The following is a 26,771-nucleotide window of genomic DNA, read 5'->3' on the forward strand; positions in this document are numbered from 1 at the left end:
TTATGTCACAAACAATTTCCCTTAAATTTCCTGATGGTTCTGTGCGCGAATATGATTCAGCCATAACAGGACTCGAGCTTGCCCAATCCATTTCCAAATCATTAGCTAAAAAAGCAGTTGCTTTTGCTATTGATGGTGAATTGCGCGACCTTGCCGATCCCATTCAAAAATCTGGCGATATTGAACTGATTACGCGAGAAGACCCAAAGGCACTGGAACTCATTCGCCATGATTGCGCCCACGTTCTTGCAGAAGCTGTGCAAGAGCTTTTTCCGGGCACTCAAGTTACTATTGGTCCTGTTATCGAAAATGGCTTTTATTACGATTTTGCTCGCAATCAACCATTTACCAGTGAAGATCTACCCGTCATTGAAAAAAAGATGCGCGAGATTATTGCACGCAATAAGCCATTCACCAAAGAGATTTGGGCGCGCAATAAAGCAAAGCAAGTATTTGCTGATAAGGGCGAACTTTACAAGGTTGAATTGGTTGATGCGATTCCTGAGGATCAGGACTTAAAAATCTATTATCAGGGCGATTGGTTTGACCTTTGCCGCGGCCCCCACATGACATCAACTGGCCATATTGGCAATGCTTTCAAATTGATGAAGGTTGCTGGCGCCTATTGGCGTGGCGATTCCAATAATCCAATGCTAACCCGCATTTATGGTACGGCCTTTGCTAGCGATAATGATCTAAAAGCATATTTAACCATGCTTGAAGAAGCTGAAAAGCGCGATCATCGCCGCTTGGGGCGTGAGATGGATCTCTTCCATTTTCAAGAAGAAGGTCCAGGCGTTGTCTTTTGGCATGCCAAGGGCTGGAAAATGTTCCAGAATTTGGTAAGCTATATGCGCCGCCGTCTTGACGATGACAATTATATGGAAGTAAACGCACCGCAGGTGCTTGATAAATCCCTTTGGGAGATATCAGGCCATTGGGGTTGGTATCGTGACAATATGTTCAAGGTAACACCCGCAGGTGATGAAGCTGATGATAATCGCGTTTATGCGTTGAAACCAATGAACTGTCCCGGCCATGTTCAGATATTTAAACACGGCTTAAAATCTTATCGTGATTTACCGATTAAAATGGCGGAATTTGGTGCAGTTCATCGCTATGAGCCTTCTGGATCGCTCCATGGCTTGATGCGTGTTCGTGGCTTCACACAGGATGATGCGCATATTTTCTGTACCGATGAGCAATTGGCAGAAGAATGCCTCCGCATTAATGACCTTATTCTTTCTACCTATGCTGATTTTGGCTTTAATGAAATTATGGTCAAGCTTTCAACCCGACCTGAAAAGCGCGTTGGTTCCGATGAGCTATGGGATCGTGCTGAGCAAGTCATGAGCGACGTATTAAAGACCATTGAAGAAAAATCCAACGGCCGCATTAAAACTGGTATCCTACCGGGTGAAGGCGCGTTTTATGGCCCTAAATTTGAATATACGTTAAAAGATGCTATTGGCCGTGAATGGCAATGTGGTACTACCCAAGTTGACTTTAACTTGCCGGAACGCTTTGGCGCATTCTATATCGATAATGAATCAGAAAAACGTGAGCCGGTTATGATCCATCGCGCAATTTGTGGCTCTATGGAACGTTTTCTTGGCATTTTGATTGAAAACTACGCTGGCCATATGCCACTTTGGTTTGCACCACAACAAGTTGTTGTCGCCGCAATTACATCTGAAGCAAATGACTATGTTCAAAGCGTCACTGCCAAACTAAAAGCTGCAGGCTTATTGGCAACAGCCGATTTACGCAATGAAAAGATCAATTATAAGGTACGTGAACACTCACTACAAAAAGTACCCGTCATATTGGTTTGTGGCAAAAAAGAAGCGGAAGAAAACACTGTAAACATGCGCCGACTTGGCTCGCGCGACCAAGAAGAACTAAGTTTAGTTGATGCAATTGCTAGACTTAAGCAAGAAGCAACACCGCCAGATTTATTGCGTAAACAACAAGCAATTGTTTGATCCTGTATAAAAATCAATAAAAAAGGCGCTTAAAGCGCCTTTTTTATTATCTAGCTTTTCATAAGCTTTATTAAATTTCCTTTGGGTGCTCATAATTAAATCCAAACACCCAAAATGAAATATTTAATAAAACTTAGCAGTGCATCGCCTCACATCAAATTACTGATTGGCCTTTACATCAAGTTTAAGCAGATCAATAAGATCCTTGCGTGAGGTCACCGCGGTAGAAGTAATCACTGCAAAAGGCGTGCTATGATCAGGCTTTGCTGTAATTTCGATATTTTCAGGATTATCTAAATATTTGCCAATTTCGGTCGATACTTTTTCTGCAAAATCAGGATGCTGTAATTGAGCTAAGCCAAATGGTACAATCATTTTAATTTTTGCGACAAAATCTTCGCGCTTTTCATTTGGTTCTTTTTGTAGATCAATAATTTTATTGGTAATAGAATTATCTACAAATTTTATATCAATGCTATTAAGGCTAAGCTGTTGAAGCAATCCAATGATTGACATTGCAGCGATTTGTTGATCTTTGTCTGAAGTTGATTTTGCTTGATTGCTAAGACGAATAAGTTCATTAGCAAGATCTTTGGTAAGACCGCCAAGGCCAATCGTAATATTCAATTGACCAGCTTCATTCATATTACCTTGCAGTGCCACATCAACATGACCATCAACAAGGTTAGCATCAAATTTATAGTTGCCCTGAATTTCAATATTATTGAAACCCATTTTCGTAAACGTTTCTTTTTGTTCACTATTTGGCAAACTTGATACGTCTACGCGTAAATTACCAATTTCACCGCTAAACTTAATGAATTTTTCTGGATCATATTCTGAAAATCCAAATGAAAGATCATCAAGATTTAAAACAGGCTTACCTTTTTCTTCGGCGACCATTTTCTTGAGTGAGATCGTTCCATATGGAAGCTGTCCTTCATAGGCCGCATCATTTTTTTCCGACTTTAATAATAATTTGGTCATTTCCAAGCCATGCAAGGTTGTAACCATATCAGAATTTTCACGTGCTTCTAGTTTCATCTCATCAACGAAAGTACGACCGACAAGATAGCCACCATCTTTATCTTCCTCAACATTTTCAAAAATAATTTCTTTAGCTATACCTTTTTCACTGTTTGGATCGTCTTTAGAAATAATTTTTGCGTCGATAATTTTTACTGTCGTGCCATCAACGGTGATTTTTCCAGCTTCAATAGCTCCACCACCTTTTTTCATTTCGGCTTGAACGCGGGCAAAAAAAGCATCACCATCAAGAGCCAATGCAGGTAAAGCAAAGCTTACACCAAGCGCCGCGGTAAGAGACAATATTTTAATTGATTTATTAATTCGTGAAACAATTTTCATAGCATAACTTTCTTAGTTAAAGATAAATAGTGATACGTCATGATGCGGTGTTAAAAAAAGAAAACTTTATCTAATCTTAAACTTTGCCCCCGAAAAAGCACCCCCATGATAGCTAGGTTAAGTGTTAGCAACAACAGTTTAGACCTGCAAGCCCATTCTTTAATAATGACAATTTTGTAAGATTGAATAATATCGTTTTCGCTTAAAAGTAAGCGTTGATTTATTCTAATAATTGATATGATGACTGATTATAAAGATGAGATAGCAAAAATAAATCATCTACAAAAATATTCGACATCATCAAACTTGGTAATTTACTCTAAACGGATATTGGTGGGCTATTCCAACTGGTAAGCCTCTATCAAGCATGCAACTTGCCTGAGTAAGCAGTAAAAGCATTATGATACACACCTACCGGCAAAGAAAAACCCCATCAATTTAGAACAAATGAATGAGGCTAATAATTTAAATAAGCAAATAACGAGATTTCATCTATTTTTATATAACGACAGTTAAATCAATTCGTTATAAAATTTCGATTTCAATCAAAATGGTACTTCATCATCAAGATCACGCGAGAAGTTACCCCCACCGCCTTGATTGCTAAAATCATTACCGCCGCCAAAGCCACGATCTGCATTAGAATTACCAGAGTTATTTGAATTGTTGAAATTAGAATTACGGTTATTATTGTAACCACCGCTATTATAATTACCGACTTCGCCGCGCCCTGCATTTCCGCCATCACCGCGACTATCTAACATTTGCAATTCGCCACGATACTTTTGCAAAACAACCTCAGTTGTATAACGGTCATTACCGTTTTGATCTTGCCATTTACGGGTTTGCAACTGCCCTTCAATATAAAGCTTAGCACCTTTTTTGACATATTGCTCAACGACCTTAACCAAATTATCATTGAAAATCACAACATTGGTCCATTCAGTGCGCTCTTTACGCTCACCAGTATTTTTATCGCGCCAGCTTTCTGAGGTAGCGATGCGAAAACTTGCAACGGCATCACCAGAACCCATACGGCGAATTTCTGGATCGGCTCCAAGATTACCAACCAAGATTACCTTGTTTACGCTACCGGCCATTACTATCTCCATATATTATGCAAATTAAAGAGGTGAATCAGTTCACCTTATCTCTTTCCCTTATCGGGATAAAATATTCAACCTATTGTTTTTAAGTAAAAACATATCACATTCTTAACAAGAGAGATAAATATTTTATGTTTTGAAACGTCACCTTATACGCTTTATTCGAGAGGTTAAAACAAATAGCGATAAATAAACATCCTTTCCACAGATGTTAACATTTTCGTGCCTTGCCCTCGTAAAATGCCATTTCAATGTTATATTAGTTTAAACCATTAAAACAATTTATTTTGCCATATTGTAATATAGGCGAAATTGCATTATTTAGCAATTGTTCTTTTTTTGTTCTACTCTTTAATTTTGGATTTTTTATGTCTGAGCAGAAATATATTTCTATCCGTGGCGCGCGTGAGCACAATCTTAAAAACATTGATATCGACCTGCCCCGTGATAAACTCATTGTTATGACAGGCTTATCAGGTTCTGGTAAATCGTCATTGGCGTTTGATACTATTTACGCAGAAGGGCAAAGGCGCTATGTTGAAAGCCTTTCTGCCTATGCGCGTCAATTTCTTGAGATGATGCAAAAGCCGGATGTTGATCAAATTGATGGTCTTTCACCAGCAATTTCAATTGAACAAAAAACAACGAGTAAAAATCCGCGTTCGACAGTTGGGACCGTTACCGAAATTTATGATTATATGCGGCTGCTATTTGCCCGTGTTGGTGTCCCCTATTCGCCTGCGACTGGCTTGCCTATTGAGAGCCAAACAATTAGCCAAATGGTTGATCGCATTATGGCTTTAGAAGAAGGAACGCGGCTTTATATTATCGCACCGCTCGTACGCGGTCGAAAAGGCGAGTTTAAAAAGGAATTTGCCGAACTACAAAAGAAAGGCTTTCAACGGGTTAAGGTTGATGGCACTTTTTATGAGATTAGCGATGTGCCTAATCTTGATAAAAAATTCAAGCACGATATTGATGTCATTGTTGACCGCGTTGCTGTGCGTGATGACCTTAAAACCCGACTTGCCGATAGTATAGAAACAAGTTTGCGCTTGGCTGATGGCTTAGCCATTGCCGAATTTGCCGATAAGCCCTTACCTGATAACGAATTAGCGTCCAATTCAGCGAATAAATCCAAAAACGACACGCATGAAAGCATTTTATTTTCAGAAAAATTCGCCTGCCCCGTCTCCGGTTTTACCATTGCTGAAATTGAGCCAAGGCTCTTTTCCTTCAATAATCCAGTAGGTGCTTGCCCGACTTGTGATGGCCTTGGTCAAAAACAAGCAATTGATGCGGCATTAATTGTACCTGATGATAGCATAAGCCTTAAAGCTGGAGCTATCGCCCCTTGGGCCCGATCTTCATCACCTTATTATAATCAAACTTTGGAAGCTATTGGCCGCGCTTATGATTTTAAACTAACCGATATATGGAATAAACTAACGCCGGAAGCCCAACAGGCTGTACTTTATGGCACGGGCAAAAAAGATATTGAATTTGTTTATGATGATGGTGCCCGCTCCTACAAGGCTGTAAAACCTTTTGAAGGTGTTATCCCGAATATGGAACGCCGTTGGAAAGAAACAGATTCAGCTTGGTCTCGCGATGAGATTGAGCGTTATATGACTGCAACGCCCTGCCCTGCTTGTCACGGCTACCGGTTGAAGCCAGAAGCTTTGGCGGTTAAAATTGGTGGAATGCATATTGGGCAAGTAACCGCCATGTCAATTGCCAAGGCTGATGGCTGGTTTGGCAATATTGACAAAGGTTTTACTGACAAGCAACGCGGCATTGCTGAACGAATTTTGAAAGAAATTCGCGAAAGGTTGCGTTTTTTAAATGATGTTGGCCTTGAATATTTAACATTAGCGCGCAATTCCGGTACGCTTTCTGGTGGTGAAAGCCAGCGTATTCGCTTGGCATCGCAAATTGGTTCAGGCTTGACAGGCGTACTTTATGTGCTTGATGAGCCCTCGATTGGTCTTCATCAACGCGACAATGAACGCTTACTTGAAACATTACGTCATTTGCGTGATTTAGGTAATTCAGTAATAGTGGTTGAGCATGATGAGGATGCGATTTTAACCGCTGATTATGTAGTGGATATTGGTCCTGCAGCAGGTATTCATGGTGGCAACATCATTGCTAAGGGAACGCCAAAGGAAGTCATGGATAATTCGGCCTCCTTAACCGGGCAATATTTATCAGGCAAAATGTTTGTGCCTTTACCAAAACAAAGACGAAAAATTGATAAGAAAAAAGCAATTAAAGTTATTGGTGCAACCGGCAATAATTTAAAAAATGTTAGCGCTGATATTCCGCTTGGCACCTTTACCTGTGTAACCGGTGTTTCAGGTGGCGGCAAGTCTACCTTCCTTATTGAAACTTTGTATAAAGCTGCATCACGCCGCATCATGGGTAGCAGGGAGATACCATCAGAATTTCAACGTATTGATGGGTTGGAATTTGTTGACAAAGTGATTGATATCGACCAGTCACCGATTGGCCGTACACCACGTTCCAATCCGGCAACCTATACAGGGGCATTTACACCAATTCGCGATTGGTTTGCTGGCTTACCTGAAGCAAAAGCACGCGGCTATCAAGCTGGACGCTTTTCTTTTAACGTTAAAGGCGGTCGCTGTGAAGCTTGCCAAGGTGATGGCGTTATTAAAATTGAAATGCACTTCCTGCCAGATGTTTACGTCACCTGCGATGTATGTCAAGGCAAACGCTATAATCGTGAAACTTTAGAAGTAACCTTTAAAGAAAAATCCATTGCTGATGTTCTTGATATGACCGTAGAGGAAGGTGCAGCATTTTTCTCAGCCGTGCCTGCTGTGCGTGACAAGCTTGATACATTGGTGAAAGTTGGTCTTGGCTATATAAAGGTAGGACAGCAGGCAACCACACTATCAGGTGGTGAAGCACAGCGCGTTAAACTAGCCAAAGAATTATCACGCAAAGCCACAGGCAAGACCCTTTATATTCTTGATGAACCAACAACTGGTTTGCATTTTCATGACGTTGCAAAATTATTGGAAGTTCTGCATGAATTGGTTGATCAAGGCAATACCGTTGCGGTTATTGAGCATAATCTTGAAGTCATCAAAACCGCCGATTGGGTAATTGATCTTGGACCTGAAGGCGGAGACGGCGGCGGCGAAATTGTTGCAGTTGGAAGACCTGAAGACATTATAAAGGAAGATAGATCTTATACGGGGCACTTCCTCAAAGAATTATTAGAACGCCGCCCGACTTAAATAAAACCCCCACCATATATCTTAATAAAATAGATGATATATGGTGGGTAATTTATTGTAATATAATAGATAAGACTATTTAGTTTAATACAACGACACCAATATTCAATGCCGCTGCTAAAGCAAGCCAAAATGCATATGGAATAAATAAAACGGAAACCAATTTGTCACTATTCCATGCCTTTAAAATAATCATCACGACTAATAGTAACATGATTAAACACGCAAGTAGCGCGATAACTGTTTGATGCAAACCAAAAAACAGCGGTGTCCATGCAAAGTTGATCACCAATTGCGCAGACCACATTGTTTTTAAGAGATCATTTGGCCTATCAATAAATATCCGCCAGCCCACAAAGCCAATGATTATATATAGAATTGACCAAACAGGAGCAAATAACCAATTAGGAGGGGTAAAAAAAGGTTTGTTTAATTCTTGATACCAAGAAGTTGGCGCAAATTTATATCCAATAGCGCCGCCAATAATAAAAATCGCAACAATAAACAAAACTGCATATAATGATTTGCGCATATTTTTCTTTTCCACTTTTCGCGATTTATAAAAGCCTTAAAGTTAAAGCTCTATTATTTTACTATGTCCCAAATCATGTAAATTATAATTTGACTAAAAATTAAACGTTTTAGCTTGGAAATTGGTTGCAGATTATTTCAATTTAATAAAAAAACAATAGATAGAATATATCTATTGCTTAAACTCTTGCTTCAACAAAAACCTATTGATATTCAATCTTATGGCAAAAAATATGATTCCTTCAGCTCTTGATGAGCATATCGAAAAAGTCGGCTTGAAATCTGCGCTTGAAGAGCGTTATCTTGCTTATGCATTATCAACCATTATGCATCGTGCCCTGCCCGATGTACGTGATGGTTTAAAACCCGTGCATAGGCGCATTATTCACGCGATGCGGCTTCTTCGCTTATTTCCCGATCAAGGCTATGCCAAATGCGCTCGTATTGTTGGTGATGTCATGGGTAAGTTTCACCCCCATGGTGATGCATCAATTTATGATGCACTTGTGCGCCTAGCACAAGATTTTGCCGTTCGCTATCCGTTAATTGATGGCCAAGGTAACTTTGGCAATATTGACGGTGATGGTGCAGCAGCAATGCGTTATACCGAAGCCCGAATGACTGAAGTATCGACATTATTGCTTGAGGGTATCACCGAAAACGCGATTGATTTTCGTCCAACCTATAATGAGGAAGATGAAGAACCAATCGTATTGCCGGGTGCTTTTCCCAATATCCTTGCTAATGGTTCATCAGGTATTGCCGTTGGTATGGCAACATCCATTCCTCCGCACAATGTTGCCGAACTTTGTGACGCGGCCTTACACATTATTGCCCATCCCGAAGCAACATCGGATGATTTGATAAAGTTTATTCCAGGGCCAGATTTTCCAACTGGCGGTATTTTGGTGGAGACTAGCGAATCCATTGCTGAATCTTACCGCACAGGACGCGGCTCATTCCGCTTACGTTCGCGTTGGCACAAGGAAGAAGGCGCACGCGGCTCATATGTTATTGTGGTAACAGAAATCCCCTATCAAGTTCAAAAAGCCCGTCTTATTGAAAAAACAGCAGAGCTTTTAATTCAACGTAAACTGCCATTACTTGAAGATATTAGGGATGAATCTGCCGAAGATATTCGCATAGTTTTAGAGCCTAAAAACCGCAGTGTTGACCCAGAGATTTTAATGGAATCGCTGTTTAAACTAACGGATTTTGAAACGCGGATTTCACTTAACTTAAATGTTTTGACCTTAGGCAAAATTCCAAATGTCTTATCATTAGATCAAACATTAAAACAATGGCTTGAACATCGAAAAGAAGTTCTTATTCGCCGTACGCAATATCGCTTAAAAGAAATTGAAAAGCGCTTGGAGCTTTTGAGTGGCTATCTCATTGCCTATCTTAATCTTGATGAGATTATTCGTATTATCCGCGAAGAAGATGAGCCTAAAAAGCAACTGATTGCCACTTTTAATTTAACCGACAATCAGGCGGAAGCTATTTTAAATATGCGCTTACGCTCACTGCGTAAACTCGAAGAAGTAGAAATTCGGACTGAATTTGACAAGCTAACGGTTGAAAAACAAGAACTTGAGGAACTTATTGCCTCCAATGTCCGACAATGGAAGGCAATTTCTTCCGAAGTTTCAAAAGTAAAATGGATTTTCTCACAAAATACCGATCTTGGCAAACGTCGCACTAGCTTTGAAAAAGCGCCAGACCATGACATTGATGACATTCAACAAGCGATGATTGAAAAAGAACCAATCACCATTGTTGTTTCCGAAAAAGGTTGGTTACGCGCTTTAAAAGGTCATATTTCGGATTATTCTAGTCTATCATTCAAAGAAGGTGATAGCCTAAAACTTGCCTTCCCCGCACAAACAACCGACAAAATTTTAGTATTAAGCACTGGTGGTAAGTTTTACACTATTGCGGCAAATAGCTTGCCTGGTGGGCGAGGACATGGCGAACCAATCCGTATTCTTGTTGACCTGGATAATGACCAAGACATTTTGACTGCTTTTGTGCATGAAGCAGATACCAAACTGCTCATCACGTCACATCTGGGCCACGGCTTTATTGTGCCTGAAAATGATGTCATTGCAACAACCCGCAAAGGCAAGCAAGTGATGAATGTGAAAGCTCCTGATGAAGCGGCAAGTTGCATTAGAGTAAATGGTGACAGCGTTGCAATTGTTGGTGAAAATCGTAAATTACTAGTTTTCCCGATTGAACAAATTGCTGAAATGTCGCGTGGCAAAGGTGTTCGTTTGCAACGCTATCGCGATGGTGGCATGAGCGATATTATCACCTTTAATTTAGATGATGGTCTAACCTGGAAAGATTCAGCTGATAGAAGTTTTGTTCGCAGCAAGGAAGAACTGATTGAATGGATTGGTAACCGAGCCGGTGCGGGGCGTATGGTACCCAAAGGTTTTCCACGATCTGGCAAGTTTAATTAATAGTTCTTAAGTTTAAAAATTAAGGCGCCGGTTTATTCGGCACTTTTTTATGAAACAACTAGTTTAAAGCTAAACCATATATGCAAAGCAATTTATAGCGGGTTGGATAATTAACAATAGTTAAACTTAATAACTTGTGATTAATAGAATTATTGACGTCTATAAACCCTATATTAACGTATCTATCATTGAAAACCATTTAAGACTACTAATGATAAAAACAGTAAATTAAGAATTTATTGCCACTTATTAAGAGGGTTCCATTTTAGCAATAAATGAAACGGCATAGAGATTCTTACTTCCGTAGCCTACTATTTTTTGTTATTCATGAATGAAAAAGCTACATAATGTTGATTATACATATAATAAATAGGACGGCAAAAAAAACCTTTCTTGGCAAAGCTATCCATAATGGAACGATTAAAACCGCAAACCCGCTAATCCATTACCTTTGAAATGATATGACCTTTTCTAAGCATTACGAGTTGATACAAAGGCTAAAACTGTAAACATGGTTTTGCACTGCCTATGCTCCCTGCAGAAAGACGGCGTAGAATATACCAATGGATGCATCTCACCATGGCTGCTATGAGAAATAGATCTTGACGCTGTATCCAAGAAGGATATCATGAAACATCTATACCCAACAGTGAAAGTGCCTTAACTTTCAAATATCCTTTCAAGCCTTCAAAAAAGAACTTGGAAAAGACATAAATTAAGATCAAATAAAACCGTGTTGCACTTTGCGCGGTAATCTACCTACCATTAATAAGCTTTTATAGTTTTTTAATTAGTAGCGCTCTAAATTGGAGAGAATAACATGCCAACTAATTACGATGGAAACAACATTTTTGCAAAAATTTTACGTGATGAAATTCCTTCTGTCCGTGTTTTTGAAGATAGTAACGTTGTAGCGCTTATGGATGTTATGCCCCAAGGGGACGGCCATGTTTTAGTTATCCCACGCAAAGCTTCGCGCAATATTCTTGATGCAGAACCAGAAGCATTAATTGCCTCAGTTCTTGCTGTGCAAAAAATTGCCAATGCAGTAAAAAAGGCTTTTAATAGTGATGGTGTAACAATTATGCAGTTCAATGAACCAGCCGGTGGACAAAGCGTTTTTCATCTTCACTTTCATATCATTCCACGCTTTGAAAATATTGCTCTAAAACCACATACTGGTAAAATGGCTGATCCAGAACAACTGGAAGAGCAAGCAAAAAAAATACGAGCTGCACTTAACTAACTATTTATATAGCAAAAAACAAAGCTTAGGACTTATTAATCAAGATAAAAGATGACGGCTACAGCCGATGCCTATTGCTGAGAAAAAGTGAGAGCGCAACTTTCTTTGGCGTGTCTTGTTTAAATACGCTGCAAATTTTCGAATTTTGCAAACAAGTTTTAAACCTTATGCCGCAATTTGTATATTGTTTCGTCAAAGCAAATCGTTGCTATTCTACCTTTTCGGGTAAGGATGCAGGGCTTGATTTTCTAGCAATCAAAACTTGCCTGAATCAGTCACTGTTAATACCTTTGTCAGCAATCAGTTCTTGCGCATCAGGTAGAATTAGTAACAGAAGGGCTACGCCTTTATAGTCACTCATTTGTTGTTTTCACAAGAATAGACATATTGGCTTTCTATCTTGGTCAACCACCATATGCAGTTTTGAGTTAAAGTCACCTTTTGTGCATGCAATAAAGGGGTAAACATCGCCTTTTTCAATAAACTTGCTAGAGTACAATGCGTTTTATTCAAAGCATACAAATAACTGCGTCTTTCGTCCGCAAGCCCTGCTTATTAACCCGCTAACAATGCGCTTATCATCAACACGCGCGCGCCCATTGGATAGCGGAAAATAAGGTGATATCCGCGTCATCTGATATCCACTCGGCAAACAAAAAGCAATCTTTGGCTACCTGCGTAGCCCCCAATAATCCTTAATCAACTAAAATAGGAATCCACAAAATTAATAGGTTCTGCAGCTGGGATAGGCAAGTTAGTCAAAAAACAAAAAATCAAATTGCGTAAATTTTCGCCTTTTTGGGCTCGTTTTTGGTCTAACAGGCCTCAACTATGATTCCTATGATAAAACTATGGCAATCATCTAATACAATAACAAACTATAAGCATATAAAATGTATTTTGGAACTGGAAGTAAGATAGGCACCCAGTTCCAAAATTTTCAACAAAATTAATTCACATGTTTAAGAAAATCACGAAGACGAGGATTTTGGGGATTATTAATCATTTCAACTGGGTTTCCATCAACACTGATTTTACCATTTTCCATAAAAATTAATCGCGTTCCCACATCCCGTGCAAAACCAACCTCATGGGTTACAACTATCATTGTCATACCCTCTGATGCTAGTCCCTGCATCACTTTTAAAACTTCTTGTCTAAGCTCGGGATCAAGAGCCGACGTCGGCTCATCAAACAACATCAACTTTGGCTTTACTGCTAACGCCCGTGCAATAGCCACGCGCTGTTGCTGTCCACCCGATAATTGTGACGGATAATGATTTTCGCGCTGTGACAGGCCAACCTTATTCAACAACTCGCGTGCAATTGCATAAGCTTCACGTTTGGGCAGCTTTCGCACTTCACGAGGACCAAATGCAACATTTTCTAATGCCGTCATTTGCGGGAAAAGATTAAATTGTTGAAAAACCATACCAGCTTCTTGGCGGATGGTGCGTACTTTACGGCGCCCGCCAAGCACACTGATATTATCGACAACCAGATCACCACCATTAATTTTTTCAAGCGCATTTATACATCTAAGCAGTGTGGATTTGCCCGAGCCAGATGGCCCAATCAATACAACCACCTCGCCTTTTTTAATCTTTAAATCAACCTTATCAAGCACTATGAGTTGGTCGAAACGCTTTGATACTTGTTTAAATTCGACAATTGTTTCACTCATAATATATGTATCCGCTTTTCAATAATTCTCAATATGATAGTTAATGATAAAGTCATTATAAGATAAAGGACAGCAACCGTTGATAGAATTTCTAAATATGTATAATTGGTGGAAGCAATTTCCGTTGCCCTGCGCATTAACTCGGCAATACTTACAACAGACAATAAAGATGTATCCTTCAACGAAATAATACATTGATTACCAAGCGGCGGTATCATTCTTCGCCAAGCTATTGGCAATATAACTTTTAAAACTACCTTCCACATAGGTAAGCCAAGCGCAAGACCGGCTTCTTTTAGCCCCGAACTTACCGATAATAACGCACCACGAACAATTTCAGCAATATAGGCGGCGGAATTGATCATGATTGTAATGATACCGGCAGTTAATGGTTCAAGACGAATGTTAAACCCAAAAAAAGAAATCTGCGGTAAAGCAAAATAGATAAACATTACCTGCAAGATCATTGGCGTTCCGCGAATTAACTCAATATAAATAAGCGCAAGGCTATTCAAAACGGGTATTTTATAAGCCCTTGCAATACCAAGGCCTAGCCCAAGAAAAAAACCTGCAGGAATACCGATAATTGAAATAATTAAAGTTAGCCTAACGCCATCTAAAAGCGTGGGCAAAGAGTTAACTACTGCTGACCAGTCAAAACCCATATTCATTTCCTAACAATAAAAACTGAATATCCAAAAACATGCAGGTAAATAGAGCCAATTTTCAATACATAAAGCGAAGGCTCAATAATTAATAAAAATAATTTTTAGAGATTATCTTACACTAATTTATAATAAAAACACCACGCAGGTTTACGTTATTTTTGGATATAAAATAAAATTTCAGGAAACACTTAAACAGTTTCCTGAAACTATCTTCAATACAGAATATTTACATCATTTATTTGGGTTCTGTTCCAAACCATTTCTTATAAATTTCTGCATATTTTCCATTTTCGTGCAGCTTAGCAAGAGCGGTATTATATTTAGCAACTAAATCATCACTGCCTTTTTTAAATGCTGCACCATATTGCTGAGCCTCCAATACCTCGCCAACAGTTTTCACTTTGCCTTTACCGCCCGTAGTAGTATAATAAAGAATGTTCGGCGCATCATGTAAAACCGCATCAACACGACCTGTTTGCAATTCTAAATAGGCATTGTCAATATTTGGAAACTGACGTTGCTCGACACCTTTAAAATGCTCACTCGCATAAGGAACGGATCCAGTTCCGGTCTTAAGCGCGATAATTTTACCCTTAAGATCGTCCGAAGATTTAATATCGCTATCTTCACGAACAAGGAGCAAAAGGCCGCTATTGTAATAAGGATCGGAAAAATCAATTACCTTTTTTCGAACATCGGTAATTGTCATACCTGCCATTGCAACATCAATTTGGCCGGCTTGAATGCCTGGTACAATACCAGCAAAATCCATGGGCTGTAATTTATATTCAACGCCCATTTCTTTCGCAATTGCATCCCACAATTCGACGTCAAATCCAACATATTTTTCGCCATCTTTAAAGCTAAATGGAACAAAAGCTGTATCCGTGGCAAAAACCAATTCTTTAGCCATTACATTACTTGTCAAAGACATAAAGGCTGCACAAAGTGCGATTGTTATTTTCGTCCGTAATTTCATTTATTCCTCTCCTTCGTGCCTAGCACATATCGATTGAAACCATAATATCAAAACACTGCGTCCGTCAAAACACTTCGTCCATCAAAACACTTGGCAATGAGAACGACTCCCAAGAACCATTTATGTCGTGTTTTCACCTTTGAAACAAGCCAAAAAAATAGATTTACAAATATGGTATAATGGCAAAAATAAAGAAGAAGCAACGAGGATTAGTGATAAAAAATAACAAAAAATAGAAAATTATTTTAATTTCAACTTTATTCATGAAAGCGCTACATGCAAACTATTCTAATTCAACAGGAGTATGACTATATGCTCCAAACGCATCTTGAGGCGTACTCATTCACTCTATTTAAAATAGGGAAAAACTTATAAAGTTCTCCTGATAGCACTTTAATATTTTCTAACTTAACGTGTCTCTAACTTTAATAAATTTAACATGTATCTAAACAAAAACCTATCTTATATTATGTATATTAACGTCATTATTCGCTAAATATAAACAGTACATATTTTTATCTCTGTCAAAAACGGCTTATTTATTTTTTTTCAATACTTCCCAACTCCTCATTACCAGCTTCCATTCATAGTCCATTAATTGAATAAAATATCTAGTTTTAGCCGCGATTTTACCGGAGGAGATGCAAATAATAATTCAATTATGCCAAGTTTTTTGCATAGTCTTAGCAACGCCATTTTCATTTATTTTTATAGGAATATGAATGGTGCTTTAATAATAATGACTTAATAATCCAATTTTCTATAGTAAACGAATAATAAGAATTAAACTGGCTTCACTAGATAGGTGTTTAGTACCAAACTCTCTAAACATTCTTATAGTGTTTTTAATTAAATTATGGACAAATTTCATACAAAAAAGGAGAGCATTTCGCCCTCCTTGATTAAAAAATTTTAAAATAAGATAGAACGTCAAGCTAGTTCAAAATAATTCTTAGCAAATTCTCAAACATATTGAACCTAAAAACTTTACGGCAGCTCAACTATTTTTCCATTTTCAAGAGTAATTCGGCGATCCATTTGCTTGGCAAGTGCATGATTATGAGTTGCAATCAATGCGGCAAGCCCAGATTGCTTAACCAAAGCTTGTAACGCCTGAAATACATAATTGGATGTAACTGGATCAAGATTACCTGTTGGCTCATCAGCAAGCAACACCATCGGTACATTCGCAACGGCGCGTGCAATGGCCACCCGCTGCTGCTCTCCACCAGATAATTCCGATGGGCGATGCTTAATGCGATGCCCTACCCGCATATATTCAAGGAGCTTTTCGGCGCGAGCTGCAGCCTCCTTCTTCTTTAAGCCACTAATTAATTGCGGCATCATTACATTTTCAAGTGCAGTAAATTCTGGCAACAAATGATGGAACTGATAGACAAACCCAACTTCGGAACGGCGAATGGCCGTACGTTCATTATCGGATAATTTTGAACAGCTCTTACCACATAATTCTACTTCACCACCATTAGGCTTTTCTAACAAGCCGGCAATGTGCAATAAAGTTGATTTACCCGCACCTGAAGGCGCAACCAAGGCAACTGTTTCACCGCTATTTAAGGTAAAATTCGCTTTGTCTAATATTGTTAAAGCTTGATCGCTATCATTATAAGTGCGATCAACATTAATGAGTTTTAAAACAGGCTCAGCCATTATTCATACCTTAATGCTTGAACGGGATCGAGGCGAGACGCACGCCATGCAGGCAAGATGGTTGCCAATAATGACAGCGATAAGGTCATAATAATGACCATTCCAATTTGACCGACATCCAAACGCGATGGTAATTGCGTTAGCATATAAATCTGCGGATTAAAGACTTCCTCTCCAGAAACCCAAGTAACGAATTTCTGAATATGTTCGATGTTAAGGCTAGTAACGACACCGAGTAAACTGCCCAACAATGTGCCTATCACTCCAATGACCGCGCCAGTCATAATGAAAATACGCATAATAGCACCGCGCCTTGCACCCATAGTGCGCAAAATAGCGATATCATGCCCCTTATCTTTAACCAACATAACGAGTCCAGAAATAATATTAAGAGCGGCGACAACAACAATCAGTGATAAGATAATAAACATAACATTGCGTTCAACTTGCAATGCTGAAAAAAATGTCTGATTGCGCTGTCGCCAATCAATCATATAGACATTTGGAATGGTACCATTTTCGATCATTGGCTGAACTTCTTGATCAATTGCCAATCGAATATTATCAACCTCATCAGGGTTTTCAATAAAAACCTCAAGTGACTGAACTTTATTTTCTTGATTAAAGAATAGCTGAGCTTGCGATAAAGGCATAAATATCACTGCTGAATCAAACTCAAACATACCAACTTCAAAAATACCACCTACTTTATATGCTTTTTCGCGGCGGGTAACGCCAAAGGGGGTAACATCCCCTTCAGGACCAAGAATGGTGACATAGTCATCAACGCTAACGCCAAGCTTTTGTGCAAGTCCGCTACCTAACAAAATAGTTTCACCATCATCAAACTTATTGATGCCGCCTACCTTGATATTATCAGCAACTGCTGACATTTTTTTTAGATCAGCTTCGCGCATGCCGCGTACAATGGCTCCGCTACCATTTTTGCCATATGTAGCAAAGGCTTGCCCTTCAAGCACAGGTAGAATAAATTTAACACCGTGTAACTTTTCAAGCTGCGGAATGAGATTATTATAGTTGTCAAATGATCCAGTGTCTGACTGGACAATCAGATGGCCATTAAAACCTAAAATGCGATCAAGCAAATCAGCTCTAAAACCATTCATAACCGACATCACTACAATCAATGCACAGACACCAATCATGATACCTATAAGGGATATGATGGAAATAATTGAAGTAAAAGCTTGTTTCTTGCGTGGTATCATATAGCGGAAGGCCACCATCCACTCAAAATAAGCGAATGGTTTGCCTTGTTGAATTGGCTTTGTATCTTTACTCATTGGGCTTCAATAATCCGGTTTAAGGCTGCATCAAGAGATAGAGTGATTTTTTCACCGCTTTTGCGATTTTTAACTTCAACTTCTCCATTAGCTGCACCGCGTGGCCCAACAACAATTTGCTCTGGCAGACCGATAAGATCCATAGTCGCAAATTTTGAACCAGCACTTGCATCTGTATCATCAAGCAACACGTCAAAACCGGCATTATTAAGACGCTCATAAAGAATATTTGACATTTCATCACATTGTTCATTGCCAGGCTTCATATTGATGAGGCCAATGTCAAATGGTGCAAGCGCTTTCGGCCAAATAATACCCTTATCATCGTGAGATGCTTCAATAGCTGCAGCAATCAAACGCGAAGGCCCAATACCATAAGACCCCATCGAAACCAGATGATCCTTACCATCAGGACCGGTCACTTTTGCCCCCATTGGCTCTGAATATTTAGTGCCAAAATGGAAAATATGGCCGACTTCAATACCGCGAGCAGCAACTTTCTTATCATCAGCAACAGATGCCCAAGCGGATTCATCATGCATTTCTTCGGTTGCGGCATAGGGCGCTGTCCATTGTGCAACAATATTGGCTAGAGATTCGCTATCATTAAAATTAGTGTCGGCACCAGGAACTTGCATATCAAGGTATTGTTGGTCGCAGAAAACCGCGCTTTCACCAGTATCAGCAAGAATAATAAATTCATGGCTCAAATCGCCGCCAATTGGCCCGGTATCGGCGCGCATAGGTATAGCATGAAGGCCTGCGCGAGCAAAAGTGCGAAGATAAGCAACAAACATGCGATTATAAGCAGCCTTGGCGCCATCATAATCAAGATCAAAAGAATAAGCATCTTTCATCAAGAACTCACGCGAACGCATAACGCCAAAGCGTGGACGTATTTCATCGCGGAACTTCCACTGAATATGATAAAGATTAAGCGGCAAGTCCTTGTAAGAACGCACATAGGACCGGAAAACTTCGGTCACCATTTCTTCGTTAGTAGGGCCAAACAGCATATCGCGATCTTGGCGATCCTTAATGCGCAACATTTCCTTACCATAATCATCATAACGACCACTTTCACGCCAAAGATCAGCAGGTTGAATGGTGGGCATCAAAATTTCCAGTGCACCTGAGCGATTTTGCTCCTCGCGAATGATTTTACATACCTTGTCCAATACTTTCTTACCCATCGGCAGCCAAGAATAAATACCTGCTGTTTGCTGATGTATCATGCCTGTACGAAGCATCAACCGATGAGAAACGATTTCCGCTTCTTTAGGATTTTCCTTAAGGATAGGGAGAAAATATTGTGAAAGACGCATAGGTAATACCAATCCTGTAATGTAAACACGCGATTCGCGATTTTTATTTTTTCTACAATAACGACAATCATTAAAGAATGAAATATAAGAACGTAAGCGCGCAGTTTTATCGAAAAAAGGCGAGAATACGGCTTCCAGTCATATTGTGGCAAAATTACGCCATTTATATTTTTTCTAATGACAGCCATAATAAAACATGATAGAAAACTGGTGATAACAAACTTAGGTAGATTAAACTACCTAAATGGCGCGAGAGTATTTGGGAGGATCAGGTTTTAGGGCGCGTATACCGCTGCCCCCTTAAGTTTAAGGATTAAAACCATCGCGTATAATTATCAAAGCAAGGCTTTCGAGCCTTGCTTTTTTTATGCCCTATTTTTAAACTATTTTAATTTCAGTTTTATGACATGTTTTTTACTTATGTATAGACATACCTATATTATTAAAACTGATACTAATCTAAAAAATATCTATTTTGTGTCGCCAATGCGCTAAATCTTACAATATGTCTAATCCATTAAACAAACTCATGTGATATGTTAGATTTAAAAGCTTTTATAGCTTGGCTGATACAAACACGCCGCCACTCACAGCGGTTATACACCCTGTAGTTTTTGGATAAGTCAGCGGCAAAGATTTTATCGAACGTATAGCAAGATAACCCCATGCTTCAGCCTCGATAAATGCTGAATTAAAACCAATATCATCGGCTGCAATAATATTTATATCGCAAGGTTCTGCAAGTTGTTGCAAATATTTGATGATCGCTTTATTTTTAACGCCACCACCACTAATAACCATTTGCTTTGGCTTTTCACTTAAAAACTTAAAAGAAGAGAAAATCTGTTTGGCAGTTAAGAATGCCAAGGTCGCTGCGCCATCGTTTAGCGATATAGTTTTATCGGTAAGGGGTTTGAAATTTCGCCAATCAAGGGATTTTTTGGTATTTTGTTGATAAATATTATCCAACATAATACTATCAAGGACTTGCTGATTAACTTTTCCTGCTAGTCCCGCCTGACCATCCTTATCAAAATGTCCTTGATTATTAAAAGCCATCCATTGATCAATCAACACATTACCAGGCCCACAATCAAAAGCAATGATATTATCATCTCTTTCTAGATCTGCTGTTTGTACCAATGTTAGGTTAGATATGCCGCCAATATTAATAAAAGCAACCGGAAATTTTAAATAATCATGCTGCATAGCGGCAAGAGCCGCATGATAGATCGGCACAAGCGGCGCACCCTGCCCTTGATGGAGCATATCATTGGCACGCATATCGTAAACCACATCAATGCCAGTTTCACGTGCAAGTAAAGAGCCATCACCCAATTGCAAGGTGACCCCCTCATCAGGTCGGTGCAAAATGGTTTGTCCATGAAAGCCGATAACATCAATCAGTTCTGACTTTAGTTCAAGCTTTTTTAAAAGTGATTTAACCACCATTACATGTTCTAGGGTTAAGTCGCGCTCAAGCGCATCAAGCCCATTAGGGCGCGCAGTGCGATCTGTAATTTGCTGTGCAAGATCAAGGCTTTTTTTAAGGCGGTTACGAAAATCGTTTGAATAAGAGTGGCTGAAAGTCGATATAACGCGCGATTGGCCTAAACCATCGCTTTCAATAAGCGCTGCATCAATACCATCCATTGATGTACCGCTCATTAATCCGATCGCCATTTTTAAATCTTGTTTTTTCATTTTGCACCCAACACTGATTCCTTGTTATTTATAGCCGATTCATGCTAGCAAGGCATAGCGCGTTTCATCGCGTGCATAATTTCAATTTTATAAATTCAGGAAAGATCGATGTCGGGCTTTAAATCAGATTTTCTTCGCGTCATGCAAGAGCGTGGTTTCATTCATCAAGTTTCAGATGAACAAGGTCTAGATGACCTTTTTGCGAAAGAAACCGTTTCAGCCTATATCGGCTTTGATCCAACAGCGAACAGCCTTCACGTTGGCCATATGATGCAAATCATGATGCTTTATTGGCTGCAAAAAACTGGACACCGTCCCGTTGCACTTATGGGCGGCGGCACGGGTATGGTTGGCGATCCATCCTTTAAGGATGAAGCTCGCAAACTAATGACTGTTGAAACGATTGCAGACAATATTGAGGGCATTAAACACGTCTTTTCAAATTACATCACTTTTGGCGACGGCCCCAATGACGCAGTCATTGCAAATAATGCGGATTGGTTGCGCAACCTCAACTATCTTGAATTTTTGCGTGATGTTGGCCGCCATTTTTCGGTTAATCGCATGTTGTCTTTTGACTCGGTTAAATTGCGCCTTGATAGAGAGCACTCACTGTCATTCCTTGAGTTTAACTATATGATTTTACAGGCCTATGACTTTGTTGTACTTAATCAACGTCATGGCGTGACCCTACAAATGGGCGGCTCGGACCAATGGGGCAATATTGTCAATGGTATCGAACTTGGCCACCGTATGGGAACAAGCCAATTATATGCGCTAACCACCCCGCTTTTAACCACCGCTTCCGGCGTAAAAATGGGTAAGTCTTTAAACGGTGCGGTTTGGCTGAATGCCGACCTTGTTAGCCCATATGAATTTTGGCAATATTGGCGCAATACCGAAGATGCAGACGTTATTCGCTTCATGAAGCTTTATACAACTCTGCCAATGGACGAAATTGCGCGCCTAGCCCAATTACAAGGCGCAGAAATTAATGATGTCAAAAAAATCTTGGCAACAGAAATCACTGCAATGCTACATGGCCGCGAAGCTGCCGAGCTTGCAGCTGAAACGGCTCGTCAAACCTTTGAAGAGGGAAAGCTAGGTCAAGATTTGCCAGTGATGGAAATTGCAAGTTCTGAACTTTCAGATGGTGTCGGAATCTTATCTCTATTGGTAAAAGCTGGTCTTGTAAAATCAAACGGTGACGCTCGTCGCAATATTCAAGGCGGCGCGATCCGTGTTAATGACATTGCAGTAAGTGATGAAAGCCGCATAATCAATAACAGCGATTTAGGCACTGAGAATGTGATTAAGCTATCATTTGGTAAGAAAAAACACATATTGGTAAAACCAATTTAATTCTTTTTGCGATGTAAGACATTTTAAAAGCCGCTTAATATCTTAAATATTAAGCGGCTTTTTATTAAACATCATAGAACTAACAGCTTATTACCCAAAGGAAATCAATGATTGCTGATCGCTAGTAATATTGCACTTTTTATCTATAAAATTACGCAAAGTTTGTGGATAAAGTCGATGCTCTTGCTTTAAAACACGCGCACTTAAACTATCAGCATTATCTGAGGCTAAAACAGGCACTACTGCTTGGGCCAAAATAGGCCCCTCATCCATACCTTCCGTAACGATATGCACAGTGCAGCCGGCAATTTTTACCCCCGCATCAATTGCTCGCTGATGGGTATGGAGGCCTGGAAAAAGTGGCAATAAGGAGGGATGAATATTTAAAATCTTTCCTTCATAAGGCTTGATGAAATTTGCAGAAATAATACGCATATAGCCCGCAAGACAAATAATATCAGGAGCCAACGCATCTAATTGCTGCAAAATTGCATCTTCATGAGCTTGTTTAGAGGCAAAAGACGCGCGTTCAAAAACAAAGGTCTCAACACCCTGTAATTTTGCTTTATCCAAACCATCTGCATTGGCTTTATCTGAAAAAACAGCAATAATTTCTGCCGGATAATCTGCAGCTTTGCTTGCTTCAATGAGTTTTTCCATATTCGAGCCGCCGCCCGATATAAAAACGACAACCCGTTTACGACTCATAATGCTAATTGCCCCTTATAGACAACACCCTTATCTTGTCGCGCTATAAGTTGGCCAATCTCGCTGACTGTTTCGCCACCATCTTCTAATGCTTTTTTAACCGCATCAACATTTTGTGGTGCAACAACAACAATCATGCCAATACCACAATTAAAGGTACGTAGCATTTCATGCATTTCAATATTGCCAGTATTTGCTAACCACTTGAATACTGAAGGCACGGTTACGCTATTAAGATTAATTTCCGCACTCAAATTTTTAGGCAAAACGCGCGGAATATTTTCAGGAAAGCCACCACCTGTAATATGGGCAAGAGCTTTAATCGATTGGGTCGCTTTGATCGCCGATAATATTGAACGCACATAAATACGGGTTGGCGCTAATAATGCGCGGCCAAGTGGCAAAGCTGAATTAAACGGTGCGGAATCGTTCCATGACAATCCCGAATGTTCAACAATCTTGCGCACTAATGAAAAACCGTTGGAATGAATACCTGACGAGGAAAGACCTAAAATAATATCACCCTCAGCAATATCCTTATGCGGCAATAATGAACCTCGTTCTGCTGCACCAACAGCAAAGCCAGCAAGATCATAATCGCCATCGCGATACATGCCCGGCATTTCAGCCGTTTCACCACCAATTAATGCAGCCCCCGATTGACGGCAACCTTCTGCAATGCCCGATACGATCGCGGCACCTTGGTTGGGGTCAAGTTTACCAGTTGCAAAATAATCAAGGAAGAAAAGTGGCTCAGCTCCCTGCACGACAAGATCATTAACACACATAGCAACAAGATCAATGCCAACGTCATCATGATAGCCCGCGTCAATCGCAATTTTAAGCTTTGTACCAACACCATCATTAGCAGCAACGAGAATCGGATCTTTAAAACCGGCGGCTTTTAAATCAAACAGCCCACCAAAACCACCAATTTCTGTATCGGCCCCTGCCCGGCTTGTTGAGCGCACCAATGGCTTAATGAGGTCAACCATATGGTTCCCCGCATCAATATCCACACCTGATTGTGCATAAGTGAGGCCGACAGTTTGGTCTTTACTATCTTTAACCATTTTTAGGTTTCCTTGCATTAAAATAGCGCAATAATTATGCATTTGCCATGCCACGCCCAAAGCCGCAAGAAAAAATCGCATAATTTTTAAAAAAACACACTTTTAAGCAAAAGACTTATGGATAGCAGCCTTGACCAATGATACTTCAACACATATCTGATAGTCTTGTGCTCCTTAGTATTCGTCTAAGATTTGGTCACTATGTGGTCATGAAGCAATGTTAAAACGCTCAGGCAAAAATGAGTTATGATAAATTAGGCGGTCAATATGCAAGATGAAACGCAAGATGCTGGCAACAAAAAAAGCGATGAGGTCGTAACGATTTCCGCCAGCCAATTGCGGCAATTAAAGCGGAAGGAGCGCCAAGAAGCGCGAGCCTTGCGCTCAAAAGCCAATTTTGTTCTTGTACCTTTACAGGGTAATGTGCGTAAACAAGCTTTTTTTTGGCTTGGAACACTACTATTTTTCATTATGTTTCTGATTGTTTTCAGCGATGTATTATTGCCTTTTGTTGCCGGTATTGCCCTTGCCTATTTTTTAAATCCTGTAGTAGAATTTTTGGAGAAAGTTGGCTTTTCTCGAATGTGGGCCACTGTTGCGATTGTCATATTTGTCGTAGTCATATTTGCTCTGGCAATTATCATACTCGTACCTTTGCTTGCCCAGCAATTGGCCGGCTTTGCTAGTAATATTCCAAGCTATATAAAGCCATTACGCGAATTTTTGAAAAATCAAGATCTGTCTTGGTTACATCAATTTAATATTGATACCTCTACTCTGCAAGGTAGCCTACAAAGCTTACTTGACAAGCTTTCAACTATTGTGACAGGACTTTTCCAATCACTTTGGGATTCAGGTCGCGCCATTGTTAACGTCTTCATCTTATGGATCATGGCGCCAGTCGTGGCATTTTACATGCTACTCGATTGGGATAGAATGGTTGACACGGTCGATTCATGGATCCCACGGGATCACCTTTCAACTATTCGTAGTATTTTTGCACAGATGGATCGCGCTGTTGCCGGTTTTATCCGTGGTCAAGGTTCAGTATGTTTGATTCTAGGTTGCTATTATGCCATCGGGCTAACCATTTCCGGCTTGAACTTTGGTCTATTGATCGGTCTTTTTGTTGGTTTTATTAGCTTTATTCCTTATGTAGGGTCGGCTATTGGGCTTTTATTGGCCGTTGGTATGGCAGCATTTCAGTATTGGCCAGACAGTTGGGGCTGGATTGTTGTCGTTGCCTGCCTTTTCTTTGTTGGACAATTTGTTGAAGGCTATATTTTGCAGCCAAAGCTAGTTGGTTCGTCGGTAGGACTTCATCCTGTTTGGTTAATGTTTGCCCTTTTTGCCTTTGGTGCAATATTTGGGTTTACCGGTATGCTGATTGCTGTACCGGCGGCAGCGGCGGTTGGAGTTCTTGTACGTTTCGCTCTTCATACATATTTAGAATCACCCGTTTATAAGGGTAATGATGGCGCGGAGCGTGGTGAATGAATGTAACACCAAGGCAACTACCTTTGGCTTTGGAGCCTGAGGCACGCTATAGTATTGACGATTTTGTTGTAACACCTGCCAATCATACCGCATTTAACCTATTGGAAAGTTGGCCAAACTGGCCCTCACCCGTGACGGTACTCGTTGGCCCAAAAGGCTCAGGCAAAACTCATCTATCAGCAGTATGGGCTGCGCAGAGCTATGCGCACGAATTTAATCATAAAAAGATAGACGCAGCTATTAGGGCGGCATTATCTGGTACACCGATCTTGATTGAGGATATGGCGCCACATAAATTTGATGAAACGGCGCTTTTTCATCTTATCAATACGATAAGGCAAACACGTATTGAAAATGCACAAAGTTCGCTTTTAATGACATCGCATTTGCGACCAATTGATTGGCAGGTTGCCCTGCCTGATCTTGCCTCACGATTAAATGCGGTTTCATTAATAGAGCTCTCACCTCCTGATGAAATGCTATTAAGTGCGGTCATTACCAAGCTATTTGCCGATAGGCAGCTTAATATTGACCCTAATTTGATCCCATTTATTGCTAGCCGCATTGAGCGATCTTTAGCTGCAGCGGCGAAGTTTGTTGCTCTTACCGATGCCATGGCACTTGAAGAAAAAAGTCGCATAAACCGTAGCTTAGTTGCCAATGTATTAGCAAAAATGGAATTTGATTCTTGATCATTGCCCATAGCGCAATTAAACTTAATTTATATTAGAAGGTTCACAATTGTGGTTCAAAATAGGTTCTCCTATAATTGTGAATAAAAAAGCTATTAAAAGGCTTTTCAACATAATTGAAAAATTCTAAG

The 26,771-nt window shown here is 39.9% G+C and carries 19 protein-coding genes; 7 read left to right on the top strand and 12 right to left on the bottom strand.

The genetic code is table 11. The annotated features are described in order from the left end of the window. The first annotated feature begins 2 nt into the window (after positions 1-2). On the top strand, positions 3-1,985 hold the full coding sequence (gene thrS / locus N6A79_RS06975; protein WP_182419477.1) for a threonine--tRNA ligase: 1,983 nt from the start codon (positions 3-5) through the stop codon (positions 1,983-1,985). Positions 1,986-2,144: 159 nt separating this feature from the next. Here thrS and N6A79_RS06980 read toward each other — a convergent pair whose 3' ends face one another. Further along, positions 2,145-3,353: a hypothetical protein gene (locus N6A79_RS06980; protein WP_268547496.1), complete on the bottom strand. Its 1,209-nt coding sequence runs from the start codon at positions 3,351-3,353 to the stop codon at positions 2,145-2,147. 545 nt (positions 3,354-3,898) lie between these two features. Continuing rightward, positions 3,899-4,453: a single-stranded DNA-binding protein gene (ssb, locus tag N6A79_RS06985; protein ID WP_268547497.1), complete on the bottom strand. Its 555-nt coding sequence runs from the start codon at positions 4,451-4,453 to the stop codon at positions 3,899-3,901. A 374-nt stretch (positions 4,454-4,827) separates the two neighbouring features. On the opposite strand from ssb, the gene uvrA reads away from it, so the two are divergent. Beyond that, positions 4,828-7,728, top strand: a complete 2,901-nt coding sequence (uvrA, locus tag N6A79_RS06990) for an excinuclease ABC subunit UvrA (protein WP_262080492.1) — start codon at positions 4,828-4,830, stop codon at positions 7,726-7,728. Between the two features lie 79 nt (positions 7,729-7,807). Here the strand turns inward: uvrA and N6A79_RS06995 are convergent, their stop codons facing one another. Next, complete coding sequence (locus tag N6A79_RS06995; protein WP_182419481.1) at positions 7,808-8,260, bottom strand: TspO/MBR family protein; 453 nt, start codon at positions 8,258-8,260, stop codon at positions 7,808-7,810. A gap of 220 nt (positions 8,261-8,480) precedes the next feature. On the opposite strand from N6A79_RS06995, the gene parC reads away from it, so the two are divergent. Further along, a complete protein-coding gene (gene parC / locus N6A79_RS07000) occupies positions 8,481-10,727 on the top strand; it encodes a DNA topoisomerase IV subunit A (RefSeq protein ID WP_268547498.1) in 2,247 nt (748 codons plus the stop codon). Positions 10,728-11,547: 820 nt separating this feature from the next. Continuing rightward, positions 11,548-11,973, top strand: coding sequence for an HIT family protein (locus N6A79_RS07005; protein ID WP_268547499.1), 426 nt, complete (start codon positions 11,548-11,550; stop codon positions 11,971-11,973). Positions 11,974-12,922: 949 nt separating this feature from the next. Here the strand turns inward: N6A79_RS07005 and glnQ are convergent. The 7 genes from glnQ to N6A79_RS07040 all read right to left on the bottom strand — a co-directional run bounded on the left by glnQ (position 12,923) and on the right by N6A79_RS07040 (position 21,308). Next, positions 12,923-13,657, bottom strand: coding sequence for a glutamine ABC transporter ATP-binding protein GlnQ (gene glnQ / locus N6A79_RS07010; RefSeq protein ID WP_326848762.1), 735 nt, complete (start codon positions 13,655-13,657; stop codon positions 12,923-12,925). Beyond that, entirely contained in the window at positions 13,654-14,322 is a 669-nt protein-coding gene (locus N6A79_RS07015) for an ABC transporter permease subunit (RefSeq protein ID WP_262080495.1), read from the bottom strand. Before N6A79_RS07015 ends, glnQ begins: the two co-directional genes overlap by 4 nt. Positions 14,323-14,560: 238 nt before the next feature. Beyond that, positions 14,561-15,304, bottom strand: a complete 744-nt coding sequence (gene glnH, locus N6A79_RS07020; protein WP_268547500.1) for a glutamine ABC transporter substrate-binding protein GlnH — start codon at positions 15,302-15,304, stop codon at positions 14,561-14,563. A 987-nt stretch (positions 15,305-16,291) separates the two neighbouring features. Further along, positions 16,292-16,975 (bottom strand): ABC transporter ATP-binding protein, encoded by a 684-nt coding sequence (locus N6A79_RS07025; RefSeq protein ID WP_326848763.1) that lies wholly within the window; start codon positions 16,973-16,975, stop codon positions 16,292-16,294. Then, positions 16,975-18,279, bottom strand: coding sequence for a lipoprotein-releasing ABC transporter permease subunit (locus tag N6A79_RS07030; protein WP_268547501.1), 1,305 nt, complete (start codon positions 18,277-18,279; stop codon positions 16,975-16,977). Before N6A79_RS07030 ends, N6A79_RS07025 begins: the two co-directional genes overlap by 1 nt. Beyond that, positions 18,276-19,604 (bottom strand): proline--tRNA ligase, encoded by a 1,329-nt coding sequence (gene proS / locus N6A79_RS07035; protein WP_182419484.1) that lies wholly within the window; start codon positions 19,602-19,604, stop codon positions 18,276-18,278. The genes N6A79_RS07030 and proS overlap by 4 nt, the downstream gene beginning before the upstream one ends. Before the next feature lie 555 nt (positions 19,605-20,159). Beyond that, the gene (locus N6A79_RS07040) at positions 20,160-21,308 is read right to left on the bottom strand and encodes an anhydro-N-acetylmuramic acid kinase (protein ID WP_268547502.1); all 1,149 of its coding nucleotides are present in this window, start codon (positions 21,306-21,308) and stop codon (positions 20,160-20,162) included. A gap of 108 nt (positions 21,309-21,416) precedes the next feature. On the opposite strand from N6A79_RS07040, the gene tyrS reads away from it, so the two are divergent. Then, entirely contained in the window at positions 21,417-22,670 is a 1,254-nt protein-coding gene (gene tyrS, locus N6A79_RS07045; RefSeq protein WP_182419485.1) for a tyrosine--tRNA ligase, read from the top strand. A gap of 90 nt (positions 22,671-22,760) precedes the next feature. On the opposite strand, the gene purN is transcribed toward tyrS, so the two are convergent. Further along, positions 22,761-23,378 carry a phosphoribosylglycinamide formyltransferase gene (gene purN, locus N6A79_RS07050; protein WP_268547503.1) on the bottom strand — a complete coding sequence of 206 codons (618 nt, stop codon included), beginning with the start codon at positions 23,376-23,378 and terminating at the stop codon, positions 22,761-22,763. After that, positions 23,375-24,451: a phosphoribosylformylglycinamidine cyclo-ligase gene (purM, locus tag N6A79_RS07055; protein WP_268547504.1), complete on the bottom strand. Its 1,077-nt coding sequence runs from the start codon at positions 24,449-24,451 to the stop codon at positions 23,375-23,377. The genes purN and purM overlap by 4 nt, the downstream gene beginning before the upstream one ends. Positions 24,452-24,718: 267 nt before the next feature. On the opposite strand from purM, the gene N6A79_RS07060 reads away from it, so the two are divergent. Together N6A79_RS07060 and N6A79_RS07065 are read left to right on the top strand one after the other, a co-directional pair. After that, entirely contained in the window at positions 24,719-25,948 is a 1,230-nt protein-coding gene (locus N6A79_RS07060; protein WP_262080503.1) for an AI-2E family transporter, read from the top strand. Continuing rightward, positions 25,945-26,640 carry a DnaA ATPase domain-containing protein gene (locus N6A79_RS07065; protein ID WP_182419488.1) on the top strand — a complete coding sequence of 232 codons (696 nt, stop codon included), beginning with the start codon at positions 25,945-25,947 and terminating at the stop codon, positions 26,638-26,640. Before N6A79_RS07060 ends, N6A79_RS07065 begins: the two co-directional genes overlap by 4 nt. The last annotated feature ends 131 nt before the right edge of the window (positions 26,641-26,771 follow it).

This window comes from Bartonella sp. HY761 (genome assembly GCF_026743145.1).
GTDB lineage: Bacteria > Pseudomonadota > Alphaproteobacteria > Rhizobiales > Rhizobiaceae > HY038.

Excerpts from the sequence above, each read along its gene's own strand:
- thrS (WP_182419477.1), top strand. The coding sequence starts at position 3 with ATGTCACAAACAATTTCCCTTAAATTTCCTGATGGTTCTGTGCGCGAA.
- N6A79_RS06980 (WP_268547496.1), bottom strand. The coding sequence starts at position 3,353 with ATGAAAATTGTTTCACGAATTAATAAATCAATTAAAATATTGTCTCTT.
- ssb (WP_268547497.1), bottom strand. The coding sequence starts at position 4,453 with ATGGCCGGTAGCGTAAACAAGGTAATCTTGGTTGGTAATCTTGGAGCC.
- uvrA (WP_262080492.1), top strand. The coding sequence starts at position 4,828 with ATGTCTGAGCAGAAATATATTTCTATCCGTGGCGCGCGTGAGCACAAT.
- N6A79_RS06995 (WP_182419481.1), bottom strand. The coding sequence starts at position 8,260 with ATGCGCAAATCATTATATGCAGTTTTGTTTATTGTTGCGATTTTTATT.
- parC (WP_268547498.1), top strand. The coding sequence starts at position 8,481 with ATGGCAAAAAATATGATTCCTTCAGCTCTTGATGAGCATATCGAAAAA.
- N6A79_RS07005 (WP_268547499.1), top strand. The coding sequence starts at position 11,548 with ATGCCAACTAATTACGATGGAAACAACATTTTTGCAAAAATTTTACGT.
- glnQ (WP_326848762.1), bottom strand. The coding sequence starts at position 13,657 with ATGAGTGAAACAATTGTCGAATTTAAACAAGTATCAAAGCGTTTCGAC.
- N6A79_RS07015 (WP_262080495.1), bottom strand. The coding sequence starts at position 14,322 with ATGGGTTTTGACTGGTCAGCAGTAGTTAACTCTTTGCCCACGCTTTTA.
- glnH (WP_268547500.1), bottom strand. The coding sequence starts at position 15,304 with ATGAAATTACGGACGAAAATAACAATCGCACTTTGTGCAGCCTTTATG.
- N6A79_RS07025 (WP_326848763.1), bottom strand. The coding sequence starts at position 16,975 with ATGGCTGAGCCTGTTTTAAAACTCATTAATGTTGATCGCACTTATAAT.
- N6A79_RS07030 (WP_268547501.1), bottom strand. The coding sequence starts at position 18,279 with ATGAGTAAAGATACAAAGCCAATTCAACAAGGCAAACCATTCGCTTAT.
- proS (WP_182419484.1), bottom strand. The coding sequence starts at position 19,604 with ATGCGTCTTTCACAATATTTTCTCCCTATCCTTAAGGAAAATCCTAAA.
- N6A79_RS07040 (WP_268547502.1), bottom strand. The coding sequence starts at position 21,308 with ATGAAAAAACAAGATTTAAAAATGGCGATCGGATTAATGAGCGGTACA.
- tyrS (WP_182419485.1), top strand. The coding sequence starts at position 21,417 with ATGTCGGGCTTTAAATCAGATTTTCTTCGCGTCATGCAAGAGCGTGGT.
- purN (WP_268547503.1), bottom strand. The coding sequence starts at position 23,378 with ATGAGTCGTAAACGGGTTGTCGTTTTTATATCGGGCGGCGGCTCGAAT.
- purM (WP_268547504.1), bottom strand. The coding sequence starts at position 24,451 with ATGGTTAAAGATAGTAAAGACCAAACTGTCGGCCTCACTTATGCACAA.
- N6A79_RS07060 (WP_262080503.1), top strand. The coding sequence starts at position 24,719 with ATGCAAGATGAAACGCAAGATGCTGGCAACAAAAAAAGCGATGAGGTC.
- N6A79_RS07065 (WP_182419488.1), top strand. The coding sequence starts at position 25,945 with ATGAATGTAACACCAAGGCAACTACCTTTGGCTTTGGAGCCTGAGGCA.